Raw genomic sequence first — 16,414 nt, 5'->3', positions numbered from 1 at the left:
AAACTGATTTATAATGGTTTATTTATTCTAAAAAAATTAGTATGTCTATTACTATAAAATGTTCACTTTTAACATCTCAAAATTAACCCCATCATGTATCATACCATCAGCGATTTTTTAACCGACTGGCAAAACGAAGCAGCTAACACCGCCAAGCTGTTTTCTTACATTACCGAAGATGCCAAGGCCATTAAGATTCACCCTAAAATTCGTACGCTCGAGTTTTTGGCCTGGCATATTACCGAAACCATAACGGAGATGGGCAGTAAGGCCGGGTTGTTTGATGACGACTTGCTCGAACACCAGTCCATACCTGCCACCTTTGCCCAAATTGCCGCCGCTCATCAAAAGTACAATGCGCAATTAGCCGAAAACGTGAGCAGCCGGTTGACGGATGCTGACTTACAGGATGAAGTGAATATGTACGGCCAAACCTGGACTAAAAGTACCGTACTATCCGTACTGGTACAGCATGAGGCGCATCATCGTAGTCAAATGACGATTATTATGCGCATGGTAGGCTTGCCTGTACCGGGCTTATACGGCCCCTCGCAAGAGGAGTGGGAAGCAATGGGCATGCCTGCAATGCCGTAACCAAGGGCAAACATTTTGCGGGCTGATGCGTCTCTGTGTAAGTACCAATTTATTGCTATGGAAACTTTTGAAATACCAGTTGGCCCAAGCCAGCGCCTGCTTAAAATTGAACCGCAAGGAACTACTAATACGTATAAAATTTTTGCTGCCGACAGGGCACAGGATTGGATTGACCACGAACAGGCCCGCTCGGTAGATATACCAGATGATGGCTTATTAGGAACCATAACTGTACGTAGCGAGCGCGATTTTGATTTTGAAGGCGGCGGCGCTTTCTCCGGAGATGAAATATTGGGTATTGCCGCACAAATTACGTTGCATCCATCTTTCCAGCAACAATAGCTTTAGTGGCTAAACATCTTTTCGTTTACTTTTATTAAAAGCATTAGCCGCTGGCCTTACTTTGTGTATATCAGCAGCGGCTAATGCTTTACTCTCCATTTTTCTGCGTAAATGCAATTACGTGCGCAGGTGCTAAGCTTTCAACTGTCCTGCTCTTAACTGGTTTGCTGGCTAAATAAGTACACCAAGTATTTATATTTACCATCAACCAATCATAAACGAGTTTTATGCAATTTAAATCTTTACTAATCCTGGCTGGCTTGCTGTTTTCAGGTATGCCATCAGTTAGAGCCCAACACAAACCCGGAAAACCGGTTAAGAAACCAAACATCATTATTATACTGGCCGATGATATGGGCTATTCGGACATTGGCTGCTTTGGAGCTGCCACACAAACGCCCAACCTTGATAATATGGCCAAAACCGGGTTAGTGATGACCCAGTTTTATAACGCTTCGCGCTGCTGCCCCTCGCGCGCCTCTTTGCTTACGGGGCTTTACCAGCACCAGGCCGGCGTGGGCGATATGGTAAATACACGTAAGGAACCAGCCTATCAAGGTTATCTTAACAACAACTGTGTAACCATTGCCGAAGCGCTGAAAGGCAGTGGGTATAATACCTATATGGCTGGTAAATGGCATGTTGGTACAGCGCCACAGAACTGGCCTGTAAAACGCGGCTTCGACCATTACTTCGGGCTTATAGATGGAGCCGGAAGTTACTTTAATCCCACTAACCCATACCGGCCCAACCAGCACCTTACTGTGGCGTTAGATGCTCAGCCGTATACGCCCGAAAAAGGTTTTTACGCTACCGACGGTTATGCCAGCTATGCGGTAAAATACATAAGGGATAATAAAAGTAGCGGTAAGCCTTTCTTTTTATACATGGCTTTTACCGCCCCGCACTGGCCGCTTAATGCATTGCCCGAAGACATAGCAAAGTACAAAGGCAAGTTTATGGCTGGCTGGGACAAAGTGCGCGAGCAACGCTTTAACCGCATGAAACAGTTGGGCGTTATCAATAGCTCAACGCAGCTATCGCCACGCGATAAGAATGTACCCGACTGGAGTAGCCTGAGCGAACAAGAGAAGCAGGCCTGGGATGAAAAGATGGCTGTTTACTCGGCCATGGTTGATCGTATGGACCAGAACATTGGCCGCATACGCCAGGCATTGAAAGAAACAGGGCAGGATCAGAATACAATCATCATGTTCATGTCTGATAACGGCGCCAGCAGCGAAAGTATTCGCGGTAATGGCTTTACACCCGAAATGATTGCCGCCAGTCAAAAGCCGGCAAGTGATCCATCATCATTTACAGCCTATGGCTTTACCGGTGCTAACGTTAGTAATACCCCACTAACATTATTTAAGCACTGGGTTTATGAGGGCGGTATAGCTACGCCTTTTATTGTAAGTTATCCTGCGGTTATTAAAGCGCACAAAAAAAGCGAACAGCCCGGGCATATTGTTGATTTAATGGCTACCTGTTTGGATTTGGCAGGAGCGAAATATCCTAAAACCTATAACAACAATGCAATTAAACCAACCGAAGGCATAAGCCTGTTGCCGCTTATAAAGGGGCAAATCTGGAAAGGGCATAACGCACTGTTTTTTGAGCACGAGGGTAACCGGGCCGTTAGGCAGGGCAACTGGAAACTGGTGTCGGAATACCCAGCCAACCAGTGGCAATTATATAACATAGCGCAAGATCGCTCTGAGACAAATAATCTTGCCGCAAAATATCCTCAGAAAATGAAAGCGCTGGAAGCACTTTATGAGCAGTGGGCTAGTCGTATCGGCGTTATTCCTTTCGAGAAATTGGATAAGCGGAAAGGTGATGAGTTTTAATTAATAAGTGTACTGAAAAAAAAGTTTCAATAAGTTTTGAAAGTTTAATAAGAAGTTCTATATTTGACTATGGAATTAGCGGAAGCGAAGCGGAAGTTTATTGAGGCCTGGGGCAAGTTAGGATCAGAGTGGGGGATTAACCGCACCATGGCACAGGTACACGCGCTGCTGCTGATGTCGCCCGAGGCTATGACCACTGAAGAAATTATGGAGGCGCTAAGCATATCACGTGGTAACGCCAACATGACCCTTCGCGACCTGATAGGATGGGGACTTATAGAAAAGCAGCATAAAGCGGGTGAGCGAAAGGAGTACTTTTTTGCGGAGAAAGACACTTGGGCAATAGCCAGGCAGGTAGCTCAGGAGCGTAAAAAGCGGGAGCTTGATCCGGTACTTAAAATATTAAATGAATTATCCACTGTAAAAGGCGATGAAAAGGATCCGGAATATAAGACCTTCAAAAAATCTGTTGGCGATATTAGCAAGCTGGCCGGCAACGTGAACAAAACGTTGGAAACCATGCTCAAGGCCGAGGAGAACTGGTTTTGGGGGTCAATTTTTAAGATCTTTAAATAGGTCTTATTTTTTTGGCTTTATATTTCATAAATTACTGAAAATACAATATATATTATCTTAACTTAAAATATTAGATCATGAACTACTTCATCTTAACTTATGCCATTTATTTACTGGTTAGTATAGTCCTCACCGTATGGGTAGCCAAGGTGCTCTTTAAAAACGGCCGCATATTTTTAGTCGATATTTTTCACGGCAACACCCCCCTGGCCGATTCTGTGAACAAGCTTTTGCTGGTAGGCTTTTACCTGGTAAACATAGGTTATATAAGTTTGGCGCTCAGAGAGGGCGGTTCTATAACCGATGCACGGGTTTTAATAGAGGTGCTGAGCCGCAAACTAGGCTGCATCATTCTTATTTTGGGTGCCATGCACTTTCTTAATCTTATCGTATTTTTTAAACTGCGCAACAAGGCGCAACTTAACAAGCCGGCTAAATTAAGTTATGTAAAGTTGTAAGGTATCCGTTGGGCTTAATCTTTTTACACGCCTGAATTAACTAAGCGATCATGAAAACACTGCAAAACCACATCATTCTTTACGATGCCGAATGCCCTATGTGTAAAGCGTATACCCGGGCCTTTACACAAACCGGTATGCTGAATGCCGACGGCCGTGCCAGCTACCAGCAAATGCCCGAGGTTGCCTGCCCGGTAGTTGACCGTCAGCGTGCCGTAAATGAGATAGCCCTTGTAAACACGCAAACCGGCGAGGTAACTTATGGGGTCGATAGTGTGTTCAAGGTATTAGGCCATGCCTTTCCGGTATTTATGCCATTGTTTGCATTCGGGCCGTTTGTTTGGTTAATGCGTAAAGTATACGCCTTTATCTCTTACAACCGCCGGGTTTTTATTCCGGCTCCACATAAAGGTGAGCAAGGTTTACAGCCAACGTTCAGGTTAAGCTACCGGTTACTATACCTGCTGTTTAGCTGGCTGGTTGTAGGCTTTATATTAACTATTTACACGCACCGGCTTACCGGTCTCATTCCGTTAGGTAACGTGTATCGTGAGTACATGATATGCGGCGGGCAAATCATTTTTCAAGGTTTGATCGTTAGCCTGTACATGCCCGCTAAACGGTGGGACTACCTGGGTAACATGATGACTATATCACTGGCAGGTGCATTGTTATTGTTACCTGTTTTATGGATAGGCAAATGGTTGGCGTTCAGCGCATGGTTATATACGACAGGCTTTATGGGCGTAGCCGGATTGATGCTTTTAGAGCATATTCGTCGCACACATCTACTTCAATTGGGCTGGCTGCTAACCATCACGTGGGTAGTTTACCGGTTACTGGTGTTGTTTCTTATCTTTAAACTCAACTAAATCATTATGTATCATAAAATAATATTGGCAGGTGGCAACGGTTACCTAGGTACCGTACTCGCTAATTATTACCAGTCATTAGCTGAGCAGGTTATCATTTTAAGTCGCAAGGCCGCCCCTGCAAAGGGTAACATTACAACGTTGGTTTGGGATGGCAAAACCGAAGGCGCATGGACTAAAGCTTTACAAGGCGCTGATGTAGTGATTAATCTTTGCGGCAAAAATGTGAACTGCCGCTATACTGAGCGCAACAAGCAGGAAATTTTACTGTCCCGTGTTGTGCCTACCACTTTGCTGGGGAAAGTGATTGAAAACCTTGCACAGCCTCCAAGGTTATGGATCAACGTCACATCTGCTACTATTTATCGCCATGCCGAAGATCATCCGCAAGACGAAGCTACAGGAGAAATAGGCGAAGGATTTTCTGTAGATATATGCAAGCAGTGGGAGCAAAGCTTCTTTAACTGCCATACTCCGGCTACCCGTAAAGTGGCTTTGCGCATGGGCATTGTATTGGGCCGCAGCGATGGCGTTTTCCCACGGTTGCTTAACCTGGTAAAGCTGGGTATGGGCGGCAAACAAGGTAACGGGCAGCAAAAAGTAGGCTGGGTGCATGAGCACGACGCAGCCAGCATAACCCATTGGCTTATGGAGCATGATGATTTAGATGGCGCAATCAATTGCACCGCACCTAATACTGTTAGCAATGCCGAGTTGATGCGTATTATCCGCAAAACCTATGGAATGCCGTTCGGTTTGCCTGCCCCTGCATGGCTGCTGGCCATAGGAGCAGTGGTTATTGGTACCGAAACGGAGCTTATCCTTAAAAGCCGTTGGGTGGCGCCTAAACGTTTGTTAGACGCAGGCTATCGGTTTCAATTCGGTAACGCTGAAGCAGCAGTTGGGGATATAATAAAATGAAGTCATCAACAAAAGCTTTTTTGGTTATAGCAGTGCCCTTATTGTTCGCATTTGGTGTGTATGCCGTCTTTTTGTTCAAAGGTCTTTCAGCTTTAACGGGTATAATGACGGTAAGTTTCCTTCTGCTCGATGCACTACCTTTAATTTCGACGCCTCCTGGTGGGCAGGCTGGATTATGAAGGATATTCAGAACAATATATTACAAGTGATTAAACAACGCGTAGAGTAACCATGCCAGTTATCACGTTACAAACCTTTATACAAGCGCCCGTTGAGGTGTGCTTTGATCTGTCGCGCAGTATTGATCTGCATCTGCAATCTATGCAGCAGCATAGCGAGAAAGCAATAGCAGGTGTAACCAGCGGACTGATTGGACCTGGAGATACGGTTACTTGGAAAGCCCGGCATTTTGGCCTGCCTTTTACCATGACTGTGCAATTAACCGAAATGAAATATCCGGTTTATTTTGTAGACCAGATGGTAAAAGGGCCCTTCAAGTGGTTCAGGCATTACCATGCTTTTCGGGCGCAAAATAACGGCACCTTGATGACCGATGAGTTTGTTTTTAAATCGCCTTTAGGCTGGCTGGGTAAAATAACAGACAAACTTGTGCTCCATAGCTATTTGCAAAAAATGCTGCAGCAACGAAACGATTTTATCAAGCGTGCGGCCGAAAATTCACCAGTAAATCTTTACCATCATGAACTTAGTACAGCAACAACTGCGTAGCCAAATCAAAACATACGTATGGATCATTATCATTGGCTTGGCCATTAGTGGCCTAACAGCCTTCCCGCTAGAGAGTGAACTGGCCTGGCTAACTCATCATTCAGGCGCTTTGCCGGTGACGATGCAAAAATGGCTCAACACGATTTATGAGGCTATCCGCCAAACAAACCAGCAATATCCCTTCCTGAGTTATGGTACCGATTGGCTTGCGTTTGCACATGTGGTACTGGCAATTTTATTTGTTGGCCCGTTGATTGACCCGGTTAAAAACATTTGGGTGATACAATTTGGTATGATTGCCTGCGTGCTGATCTTTCCTTTAGCTTTTATAGCAGGCCCCATTCGCCACATACCCGTTTTTTGGCGTTTTATTGATAGCTCATTTGGCGTAATATGCTTTATACCGCTGTGGTTAACCTATGGGTCGGTTAAAAAGCTGGAGAAGTTGCCAGCTAATTCCCAATCAATGTCTTTCCTTTCGTCAGGTTTATAAGTCTGATCACGATTAGCGTAATGCCATACGTAACCAAAAAGAATAGAAGCTTATACGCTATATAAGCGCCCAGCCCTATCTCATTTGCCTCAATATGTAATGGCCTTAAAATCTCCGGCGTTAAAAAAACCAGAATGATGGGATGAATCAGATAAACGCCGTAAGTACTTTGGCGGGGTTGTAAGTAATTTAAACCTTTTATGGTTCGCACTTTAAGCAGTAAGGTGAACACAGCTAAAGAATATAAAATATTACTAAAGCGCAAAGTGTTAGTGGCATGTCCGCTATGGATAGAAGTTAAAGCATAAACCTCAAAATTAGCCGCCAAGTAAGTAACTATTATCGCTAATACAGCTACAAAGTAGGGTAACCCGTTTACTGCAGCCTCAACCTGAGGCCAGTACTTGCGCAACTGGGCACCTAACCATAAAAAGAAAACGTAGCCCAATATAGCGGTTGTATGAGCAGGGTTAATCCACGCGTAATAGGCGTTTACGCAGTAAAATAAGGTGCATGCCAGTAGCGCTATGCCAAACCATTTACTATATAAATGCTTTTTAAAAATAAGCAGTAGGGTAATGCTCACCATAAAGTTAATGATAAACCAATAATTGGTATACAGATAAACCTGCTGTATTTCCTGCCATATATTAGGCCAGTTAAACCGGTCATCATGATACATATTGGCTTTTACTTTCAGATTGATTGCAAAGCACACAATAAACAGCACCGACCAAAATAGCCACGGGCTGAACGTGTTACTAAAACGACGTTTTAAGTATTGCCAGGGCGTGTAATCGGTAAATTTATCGCCAATTAAAAAACCAGCCAGCAAAAAAAAGGTAATGGTGCCAAATTTGGTTAACTGCGTAAGCAAGCTGTAAGCCGTTACCTTAGCAGTACCCGGTGTAAGTGCAACGCCGGCGCCTATAACATGTTCCGCTACAATGGCCATCATAGCTATACACCTGATATGGTCAATAAAATCGTAATTGTGCTTTTTAGGCGCTTCGTTAACTAAGTTTTGCATAAATGTAAAGGCTGTGCGGCACGTAAAGTATCTGGCCCGGCAAAAATATAATCCTTTAACGCATTTTCATCGCTTTTAAGTGGAAGTGTTTAAATAAAAAAGCCGCCTGCAAGGCAGGCGGCTAGAGGTAACGGCTAATATATATAAGGGATTAGAACTTAAAGCCCAGGCCAATTTGCCAAACCTGGTTACGGTAATCCGGAACGCCCGAAGATCCGTTCGGATTATTCTCTTGAAAATCTATAGTATAACGGCCGCGCAAATCTACATTGCGGTTCAAATCAAGCTGAATACCAATTACACCGCCTACAAAGGTTTTATCTCCGTTGTAAGAGTATTTTTCTTGCTGTATCACATCAAAACCGTCATAGTAAGTATTACGGGTATTCATCAGGAATGACACCTGTGGTCCAACCAGTACATTAAAAGCGGGAGCAAGCTTCAGTTTTGCTAAAATCGGCACGTCGATAAAGTTGGCGCGTTGAGCAAAATCGCCATAAGCGGTATTAGCACGGTAGCCTTTTTGCGAGTACAATATCTCGGGTTGAAAAGACAGTGGGTAAACAATGGGAATGTCCACAAACAGACCAAAGTTAGCGCCCAGCTTAGTATCTGTACTAAAATCGGAGTTGCGTGAACTCACCGTGTTGGCAATGTTCAACCCACCGGTTAAGCCCACACGCGGCTGATAAAAATCGTCGGATGAGCGCTGTTTGCGATAACCCCGGCGTTGTGCATTGGCAGTGCCTACTATAAGCAGCACCATGGCTGCCAGTAATAATTTTCTTTTCATGAGTTAGTTTTTAATTCATACTTGAATGCTTTATAGATGCAATTAATACGCATTGGTTTATTTGAGCGGTAAATAATTTTGTTTAAAATGTTTAAACATTAAGTACGTTTGGTGTTTATCAAGGGCAGGTTACTTATTTTTGACTGAGCTTATTTTTATGATGAATTTGAAAAAGCGTTTGGCATTGCTGGCGTTTATAAGCCTTACCTCAGGCAGCAGCTTTGCACAGCAAACCGATTATATTTCGTTACTAAATACCCAAAACCATTGGGTAGATTCGGTATTCAGTAAGCTGAACCGCAGGCAAAAAGTTGCGCAGCTGTTTTTTATACGCGCCCATACCAACAAAGGCCAGGCTTATGCCGACTCGGTTGCCGAAGTAATTAAGAAAGAGCAGCCAGGCGGTTTGGTGTTTTTTCAGGGAGGGCCGGTAAGGCAGGCCAACTTAACTAATCAGTATCAAAAACTGGCTAAAATACCTTTGCTTGTAGCTATGGATGGCGAGTGGGGGCTGGGCATGCGTTTGGATTCAACTATATCCTATCCCTACCAAATGACCTTGGGCGCCATACAGGATAACGCGCTGATTAACCAAATGGGGCAGCAAGTAGCTTATGATTTTAAACGCCTGGGTATGCACCTTAACTTTGCCCCGGTTGTAGATGTAAATAACAACCCAAACAACCCTGTAATTAACTACCGCTCGTTCGGCGATGATAAGTACAAGGTTGCCTTACGCGCTGTAGCTTATATGCAAGGCATGCAACAAGCCGGCTTGCTTACCACAGCCAAACATTTCCCAGGCCATGGTGATACCAATGTAGATTCGCACTACGATTTGCCTTTGCTGAACTTTACCCGCCAGCGGTTAGATACTTTGGAGGAATATCCGTTTAAACAGGCCATACAAGCTGGTATTAGCGGTGTTATGGTAGCACACATGAGTATCCCGGCGCTGGATACTACTAAAAACCTGCCGTCATCATTATCAAGGCCAATAGTTACCACTTTACTTAAAGACAGCCTTGGCTTTAAAGGACTGATCGTTTCTGACGCTATGGAAATGAAAGGTGTGGTGAAATATTTTCCTGAAGGGGAAGCAGATCTGCGGGCATTCATGGCTGGCAACGATATCATCGAGTTATCTGAAAACTCTTTACGGGCGATCAAAAAAATTAAAAAGGCTGTTCGCAAGAAGATGATAAGCGAGGCAGAACTTGATGCAAAGGTTAAAAAAGTTTTAGCCGCCAAATACTTTGTTGGGCTGCACCACTACCAGCCGGTTAACACACAAGGCATTCCTAACGATCTAAACCGTTCTACCGCTAAAGACCTGGTACAGCAGTTAAGCGATGCATCGGTTACCTTGTTGCAGGATAACGGCCTTTTACAGCGCCTCAATTTTGCACAAAACACAGCTTTGGTAAGCATAGGTACATCGTCGGCTACGCCTTTTCAGCAGGAACTGGCTAAAACTTACACCAACAGTAAAGTCTTTAACCTGGATAAAGGGGCGTCATCTGCCGAGGTAAATAGATTATTGAGCGAACTGAAAAGTTATGCTCAAGTAATTGTTGGGGTACATGACACCCGTTTGCGCCCGCAAAGTAAGCTCGATTTTAATGCTGATGTTAAAAATGCTGTCATACAACTGGCCTCCTTTCCAAACAGCGCTATCAGCGTATTTGCTAACCCTTATACTTTGGGTACCATGCCGGGTATAGAAAAAGCAGGCATTGTAGTAGCTGCTTATCAAAAAGATGAGAGTATGCAAAGGGCCGCTACCAAAGTATTAACCAGGCAACTTACCGCCGCTGGCAAACTACCGGTAACGGTTAACACATTTTATGTAAACGGCTCGGGTATTACAGTTACCAACCCTGCTTTATGAAAATGCGAGTGGCGCGGCATACGGCCAACCTGCAGCCCCTCATACACTTTTATCACCATGTGCTTGGCTTGGAAATACTTGGCCGGTTTGATGGGCATGATGGTTATGATGGCATATTTTTAGGATTAGCCAACAACAACTGGCACCTCGAGTTTACCGTGTCTGATAACTTACCCCAGCATCAGCCCGATGAGGATGATCTGTTGGTATTTTATCCGGAAACCGAGCAAGCTTATAATGAACTTAAAACAAAGTTTGCTCAACATAACATTTCTCCGGTGAGGGCAAAAAATTCTTACTGGAACAGCAATGGAGTAACCTATACAGACCCGGATGGTTACCGCATGGTGATTGCTCGGCCTCAAGAGTAATTTAAATCTATAGCAATCCTATTTAATGTTGTGCTGTTATAAATAAACATCTTTTATTTGCACTAAATTTTTTGCCGATGATTCGCCTTTCTGTTAATGTAAACAAAGTAGCCACGTTGCGTAATTCGCGCGGTGGTAATAATCCCGATCTCATTCAGGTAGCAAAAGACTGTGAACGTTTTGGAGCGCAAGGTATCACCGTGCATCCGCGACCCGATGAGCGGCATATACGTTACGACGATGTATATGCGCTTAAGGAAACCGTAACCACTGAGTTTAATATTGAAGGCAACTGTGAGGAAAAGAAATTTGTTGACCTGGTACTGGCGGTAAAGCCTCACCAGGTTACCCTGGTGCCCGATGCGCTTAACCAGCTTACCTCAAACCATGGCTGGGATACCATTACCCACAAGCGCTATCTGCAGGATATGGTAAAATGCTTTAAAGATGAAGGCATACGCGTTTCATTATTTGTTGACCCGATAACTGACATGGTTGAAGCCGCCGCCGAAACCGGTACAGATCGTATTGAGCTGTATACCGAAGCGTATGCCTCTCACTACCATCAGGGCATTGAACTGGCCGCTGCCCCGTATGTACAGGCCGGCGAAATGGCTCAAAAAGTTGGCTTAGGTTTAAATGCAGGCCATGACCTGGACTTGAAAAATTTAAGATACTTTGCCCAGCACATTCCTGGTTTGCAGGAAGTAAGCATTGGTCATGCTCTTATATGCGATGCCTTGTACTATGGCCTGGAGAATACCATCCAAATGTACCTGCAAAGACTGGCGGTATAAAACATGGCTTTAGAGCGTATAGGCAGAGCGTTACGAAAGAACAAGCTGCCTTACTATGGCTTAAACCTATTGCGGCAGCTTTTACCCAAGGCTATGTATCAAAAGCGTTTGCACCACAAACTGCAATCTATAAAGCGTTACGACAAAGCAGAGGTACTGGATAGGGTAAATTACTACAACAAGTTAACAGAAAACACTGCGTTGGGTGCAGAGGCGGTTGTGCTTAAGGATATGCCTGTTTTTAAAAGTCCGAAAGCGTACGGCTTTGACACTTTTGAGTACACTCGTTACTTTAAAGAAACGCTAAAAGCATGCTTTCTTTTCGGTGATGTGATACATGTGCCCGAAGTGCCCACGCTTCAAAAAAGCCGCCCCATTAATGGTAATAATGCTAATGCCATACTGCTAAAACTCGACAAAAAGCGGCACTTTTTATTTGTAAAAGATGGTAAGCCGTTCAATGCCAAAAAGGATATGCTCATCGGCCGCTCGGCGGTAAACCAGCCACATAGGGTTAAGTTTATGGAGATGTATTTTGGCAATACTTTGTGCAATTTGGGCCAGGTAAACACAAACGAAGGCCGGGCCGAATGGATTAAGCCTAAATTGTCCATCAGCGCTCACCTCAATTATAAATTTATTTTGAGCTTGGAAGGGTACGATGTAGCCACCAATTTAAAATGGATCATGTCATCCAACTCTATAGCAGTAATGCCCAAACCTACTTACGAAACCTGGTTTATGGAAGGTCGGCTGATGCCCAACGTACATTATATAGAAATAAAAGCGGACTATTCTGACCTGGAAGATCGACTGAAATATTATATAGCACATCCACACGAAGCTGAAGCCATCGTCAAAAATGCCAATACGTATGTAAAGCAGTTTCAGGATAAACAGAAAGAGGACCTCATCTCGTTAATGGTATTGCAAAAGTATTTTGACTATACCAGGCAGTGAATACTTTTGCATCTGTTGTTAACAGCTTGCGTCAGGGATAGATATGAACATAAATGATCTCCCATTTTTGTTGTTAGAACTGCAAAATTGGAGAATAGTAAAATGCCTAAGCCACTTTTATCACCTATGCAAAATTACTCTTGCCACACTACTACCCCGGCAGGTTTAAGTACTTTATCGCCAACCAGCACCTTAGCTTTAACAGGTAAGTCAACCGTATAGGGTTTGTCAGAATAATTTACACCCACCCAGAAACCGTCACGCCACTCGAGTATTACGCCCGCTGGTAAATCTTTAACTGGAATACCCGCTTGCTTATACACCCGGCGCAGTGCCGCTTTTTCAAGGGCGCCATCGTCTGTATCGGGGCCTACATAGGTAACAGAGCCCTTACCCAGTTTATGTGATACCACAGCTGCACGACCGGTGTAAAATTGATTGGAGTAAGTAGCCCACACCTGTGTATTGGCATCGGGTTCTATAATATCGGCCCAGTTGTTCCAATTGAATGTTTGGTTATTCATCAAAATGGTTCCCCTTACGCTATCGGGCATCAGATCATAAAACGGAATTTTGGCCCCTATGAGGCTGTAAATAGGCTCGGCCCATTTCATCTCCCATAACTTGCCGTTGCGGTTTTTTTGCCCTGTACGGCTTGTTAATACTAAATGTCCTCCTTTTTCAACATATTGCTTCCAGCGTTCAACCAGTTTGGCATCCAGCAGTTGGTAGGATGGCGCTACCATCACCGGGTATTTCGAAAAATCTTTGTCTTCTGTAATTACATCTACCGGCACATTTAATTGCTTTAAGCTGCCGTAATAGCGCATTAAGTGCTGCATGTAATCCCACTGATAGCTTTGTGGCTGGTTGTCTTCTTCCCAGCGGCTGTCGGGGCTGTACAATACTGCGGTTAAGCGTGCAGCATAATCGGCCGGGATTTTAGCGTTGGGGTTATAATACGGTTTGATGCTGTTTAGCTCCTTTATTACATTAGTATACTCAACGCCACTGGTGCTTACCGTAACACCATCTGTGCTGATAATGCCATAATGGTACTGCTCGCCGCCGGTTAAGGGTTGTTTGAAGCGGTAGTTGCATACAAACTTGTTGCCGCCGGCAAAGGCATGCCATATCCACATGCGTACGGTGCCGGGTATGGGCTGTGGGTTGAACTTGCCCCAGTTTACCTGCCCGGGCTGTAGTTCCATTACGCCTGTGGTACCGTTAATTGAGCGAAACAAATCATTGGCATAAGCAATACTGGTTGGAGATCCCATTCTGAAGCCCTGCTGACCTAAGCCCTTATCGTACCCTGCCACCAGGTATTTAGTGTAAGTAACAAAGTCGAGATTGGTCATTCTAGTAGGTTCAACCGGTGCATGCTCGGGCATAAGGTTAGTGGTGATCCACTGGTTAGCCGGAATGTATTTACGTAATATTTTGTATTGTAAGCCCAAAAAGTCGGTTACTTCATCACTACTAAAACGCTTAAAATCAAGCACGGCATGCGGGTTGGGCTGTGCAATTAGCTCTTTGCCGTTTGGGATGCGTACTTGCTCAAAGTTGTCATAACGCAAGCTCCAGAAAGCAGTGCCCCAGGTGGCGTTTAGCGAATCAATTACCTTGTATTTGTTTTTGAGCCAGCCGCGAAAGCTTTTCTGTGCAGCTTCGCTGTAATCATATTGGCCGTAGTGTGACGGCTCATTGTCCAATTGCCACCCCCAAATGCGTTTATCATTAGCATAATGTTTGGCCAGTGCTTCTACCATTTTGCTTACATACTGTCTGTACACCGGGCTGCTCCATGATATTTGCTGACGCGAGCCGTGCTGCATGGTGGTGCCATTATCATTCACCATTAAAATTTCGGGGTGCTTTTGCGCCAGCCAGGCGGGTGGGGTAGGGCTGGAGGTACACATGATTACCTTAATGCCGTTTTTATGCGCCAGTTCAACAGCCTCATCCAGCCAGGCAAAATCAAACTTACCTTCCTCCGGCTCAATAAATGACCAGGCAAATTCGCCATAGTGCGTAAAATCGAAACCCAGCTCGGCCATTTTCTTTAAATCGCGTTGCCAGTAGGCATGTGGCCACTGCTCGGGGTAATAGTACGAGCCAATAGTCATCAAGTCTTTTTTAGGAAAGAAATGATCGGCACTTTGCGCATTGGATGGCCTGATGCCTGCTAAACAAAGCAGTAGCAACGCTATAAAGTGGACGTAAAAAGGTTTGCGCATAACTTTAGGATTGGTGGTACTAAAGTAGCACTTTTTTTTACAGTCGCTTCTGCATATATAACCCAAAGCATTAAAAATGCAAAAGCCTTCCGGTTTATGGAAGGCTTTGCGTGTTTAGGTTAATTAGCTTTGTATGTGGCTGGGATCCATCCAAGTGTATTCCCAAAAGTGGCCGTCCAGGTCGGTAAAGCCATGGTTATACATAAAGCCGTAGTCTTGTACAGAGCTGAGTGCAGTAGCGCCGGCTTGTACAGCTTTTTTTATAATCTCATCTACCGCTTCCCTGCTATCGGCCGACAGGCAAAGGATGCATTCGTTAGCCACTGCTGTATCGGTAATTTCTTTTTTGGTAAAACTTTTAAAGAAGGGTTCGGTAAGCAGCATTACATATATCGTTTCGCTGACAATCATGCAGGTAGCTTTTTCATCGGTAAACTGTGGGTTAAAAGTATAGCCTAGCTCGGTAAAAAAAGCTATTGATTTGTTCAGATCCTTTACCGGAATATTCACAAAAATTTGAGTTGCCATGTTTTTTGGGTTTTTAAGTTGTTATACAAACATAGCTCGATTATAGCTAACAAGTACTGTACATAAACGACAAATTAAGGTGCCATATCCGACATTCTGCTAGTTTTTTTCTTTCCTCTCCATCTACTATTTCACTTGCCGAACAAAAAATAAATAGAATAACACTTTGAAGGTAAGGGTATTTCTATTTACTTTGTTTTTGAAAGTACTTTTTAAATGAAAACATATAATTATGAAGACAAGTGCTCACTGGATTAACCATTTTACCACAAACCTTAACCAAGCAAAGGATAAACTGGGATTTGCCCCCAGCATTAACACCACAACAGGTGAAGGTAATATTGCCATCGCTGCAAGCCTGGCAACTAGGCGAAACATCAGACGGGCATACGCTCATTAAGGCGGCTAACCGGTATGCCTGGCGCACCAGCGATGCCGATTATGTAAAAGCTGTTGAACTTTTCATCAAAGAGGAGCAGAAGCATGGTGAAAACCTGGGTCGTTACCTGGATGCGCTTCACCAGCCGCGTATTAAAAAGAATCTCGGTGATTCGCTGTTTCGATGGATGCGGCACTTTAACACCAGCATGGAGGCCTGGACACTGGTAGTGGTAACAGTCGAAAGTACGGCCCAAATATTTTATCAGGCTTTAAAAGATGCCACTAATTGCGAACTGCTTAAACATATTTGTACTGATATATTAATTGATGAGGCTTACCACATTACTTTTCAAACCGACAGGTTAGCTGTTATTTATGACAACCGCTCTGCATGGGGTAAAACCTGGCGTAAGTATTTTTATCAGTCTTTTTTCTACGGGACGGCCATCGTAGTTTGGGCCGCTCATCACCAATTATTCAGGGCGGGCGGTAACACCTTTAAGGGCTATATAAAGAAGATGCATCACAAGTATTTAAAAACGCTTAATCAGATTACCACCCTGCACCTGTTTGAGGTAGCATGAC

General features: G+C 44.2%; 18 protein-coding genes. 14 read left to right on the top strand and 4 right to left on the bottom strand.

Annotated features, from left to right (window positions below; all coding sequences use genetic code 11):
- Positions 1 to 93 precede the first annotated feature (93 nt).
- The 9 genes from ABDD95_RS15820 (at position 94) to ABDD95_RS15780 (ending at position 6,838) form a co-directional block, all read left to right on the top strand.
- A complete protein-coding gene (locus tag ABDD95_RS15820) occupies positions 94 to 594 on the top strand; it encodes a DinB family protein (RefSeq protein WP_345948309.1) in 501 nt (166 codons plus the stop codon).
- Positions 595 to 651: 57 nt separating this feature from the next.
- Positions 652 to 936, top strand: a complete 285-nt coding sequence (locus ABDD95_RS15815) for a hypothetical protein (RefSeq protein ID WP_345948308.1) — start codon at positions 652 to 654, stop codon at positions 934 to 936.
- A gap of 227 nt (positions 937 to 1,163) precedes the next feature.
- Positions 1,164 to 2,789 carry an arylsulfatase gene (locus ABDD95_RS15810; RefSeq protein ID WP_345948307.1) on the top strand — a complete coding sequence of 542 codons (1,626 nt, stop codon included), beginning with the start codon at positions 1,164 to 1,166 and terminating at the stop codon, positions 2,787 to 2,789.
- A 69-nt stretch (positions 2,790 to 2,858) separates the two neighbouring features.
- Positions 2,859 to 3,365, top strand: coding sequence for a MarR family transcriptional regulator (locus ABDD95_RS15805; RefSeq protein WP_345948306.1), 507 nt, complete (start codon positions 2,859 to 2,861; stop codon positions 3,363 to 3,365).
- Positions 3,366 to 3,442: 77 nt separating this feature from the next.
- Entirely contained in the window at positions 3,443 to 3,823 is a 381-nt protein-coding gene (locus ABDD95_RS15800; protein WP_345948305.1) for a hypothetical protein, read from the top strand.
- A gap of 50 nt (positions 3,824 to 3,873) precedes the next feature.
- Complete coding sequence (locus tag ABDD95_RS15795) at positions 3,874 to 4,695, top strand: DCC1-like thiol-disulfide oxidoreductase family protein (RefSeq protein WP_345948304.1); 822 nt, start codon at positions 3,874 to 3,876, stop codon at positions 4,693 to 4,695.
- A gap of 6 nt (positions 4,696 to 4,701) precedes the next feature.
- On the top strand, positions 4,702 to 5,616 hold the full coding sequence (locus tag ABDD95_RS15790; RefSeq protein ID WP_345948303.1) for a TIGR01777 family oxidoreductase: 915 nt from the start codon (positions 4,702 to 4,704) through the stop codon (positions 5,614 to 5,616).
- A gap of 231 nt (positions 5,617 to 5,847) precedes the next feature.
- Positions 5,848 to 6,345, top strand: coding sequence for an SRPBCC family protein (locus ABDD95_RS15785; protein WP_345948302.1), 498 nt, complete (start codon positions 5,848 to 5,850; stop codon positions 6,343 to 6,345).
- Complete coding sequence (locus ABDD95_RS15780) at positions 6,317 to 6,838, top strand: hypothetical protein (protein WP_345948301.1); 522 nt, start codon at positions 6,317 to 6,319, stop codon at positions 6,836 to 6,838. The genes ABDD95_RS15785 and ABDD95_RS15780 overlap by 29 nt, the downstream gene beginning before the upstream one ends.
- Here the strand turns inward: ABDD95_RS15780 and ABDD95_RS15775 are convergent.
- Both ABDD95_RS15775 and ABDD95_RS15770 read right to left on the bottom strand, forming a co-directional pair.
- The gene (locus tag ABDD95_RS15775) at positions 6,798 to 7,868 is read right to left on the bottom strand and encodes an acyltransferase (RefSeq protein WP_345948300.1); all 1,071 of its coding nucleotides are present in this window, start codon (positions 7,866 to 7,868) and stop codon (positions 6,798 to 6,800) included. The genes ABDD95_RS15780 and ABDD95_RS15775 overlap by 41 nt on opposite strands.
- 151 nt (positions 7,869 to 8,019) lie before the next feature.
- Positions 8,020 to 8,661 (bottom strand): porin family protein, encoded by a 642-nt coding sequence (locus ABDD95_RS15770; RefSeq protein ID WP_345948299.1) that lies wholly within the window; start codon positions 8,659 to 8,661, stop codon positions 8,020 to 8,022.
- A gap of 157 nt (positions 8,662 to 8,818) precedes the next feature.
- On the opposite strand from ABDD95_RS15770, the gene ABDD95_RS15765 reads away from it, so the two are divergent.
- From ABDD95_RS15765 to ABDD95_RS15750, 4 genes are all read left to right on the top strand, one after another.
- The gene (locus ABDD95_RS15765) at positions 8,819 to 10,552 is read left to right on the top strand and encodes a glycoside hydrolase family 3 N-terminal domain-containing protein (RefSeq protein WP_345948298.1); all 1,734 of its coding nucleotides are present in this window, start codon (positions 8,819 to 8,821) and stop codon (positions 10,550 to 10,552) included.
- A complete protein-coding gene (locus tag ABDD95_RS15760) occupies positions 10,549 to 10,923 on the top strand; it encodes a VOC family protein (protein ID WP_345948297.1) in 375 nt (124 codons plus the stop codon). The genes ABDD95_RS15765 and ABDD95_RS15760 overlap by 4 nt, the downstream gene beginning before the upstream one ends.
- 77 nt (positions 10,924 to 11,000) lie before the next feature.
- Positions 11,001 to 11,720, top strand: coding sequence for a pyridoxine 5'-phosphate synthase (locus ABDD95_RS15755; protein WP_345948296.1), 720 nt, complete (start codon positions 11,001 to 11,003; stop codon positions 11,718 to 11,720).
- Positions 11,721 to 11,723: 3 nt separating this feature from the next.
- Entirely contained in the window at positions 11,724 to 12,680 is a 957-nt protein-coding gene (locus ABDD95_RS15750; RefSeq protein ID WP_345948295.1) for a glycosyl transferase family 90, read from the top strand.
- Between the two features lie 134 nt (positions 12,681 to 12,814).
- Here ABDD95_RS15750 and ABDD95_RS15745 read toward each other — a convergent pair whose 3' ends face one another.
- Both ABDD95_RS15745 and ABDD95_RS15740 read right to left on the bottom strand, forming a co-directional pair.
- The gene (locus ABDD95_RS15745; RefSeq protein WP_345948294.1) at positions 12,815 to 14,920 is read right to left on the bottom strand and encodes a beta-galactosidase; all 2,106 of its coding nucleotides are present in this window, start codon (positions 14,918 to 14,920) and stop codon (positions 12,815 to 12,817) included.
- Between the two features lie 123 nt (positions 14,921 to 15,043).
- The gene (locus tag ABDD95_RS15740) at positions 15,044 to 15,448 is read right to left on the bottom strand and encodes a VOC family protein (RefSeq protein WP_345948293.1); all 405 of its coding nucleotides are present in this window, start codon (positions 15,446 to 15,448) and stop codon (positions 15,044 to 15,046) included.
- 242 nt (positions 15,449 to 15,690) lie between these two features.
- Between ABDD95_RS15740 and ABDD95_RS15735 the strand changes: the two genes are divergently transcribed.
- Positions 15,691 to 16,413: a ferritin-like domain-containing protein gene (locus ABDD95_RS15735; RefSeq protein WP_345948292.1), complete on the top strand. Its 723-nt coding sequence runs from the start codon at positions 15,691 to 15,693 to the stop codon at positions 16,411 to 16,413.
- Position 16,414: the final 1 nt, after the last annotated feature.

This window comes from Mucilaginibacter sp. PAMB04274, assembly GCF_039634385.2.
GTDB lineage: Bacteria > Bacteroidota > Bacteroidia > Sphingobacteriales > Sphingobacteriaceae > Mucilaginibacter.
Note: the sequence above shows the minus strand (reverse complement) of the source record. Positions and strands in the feature narration are given on the sequence as shown.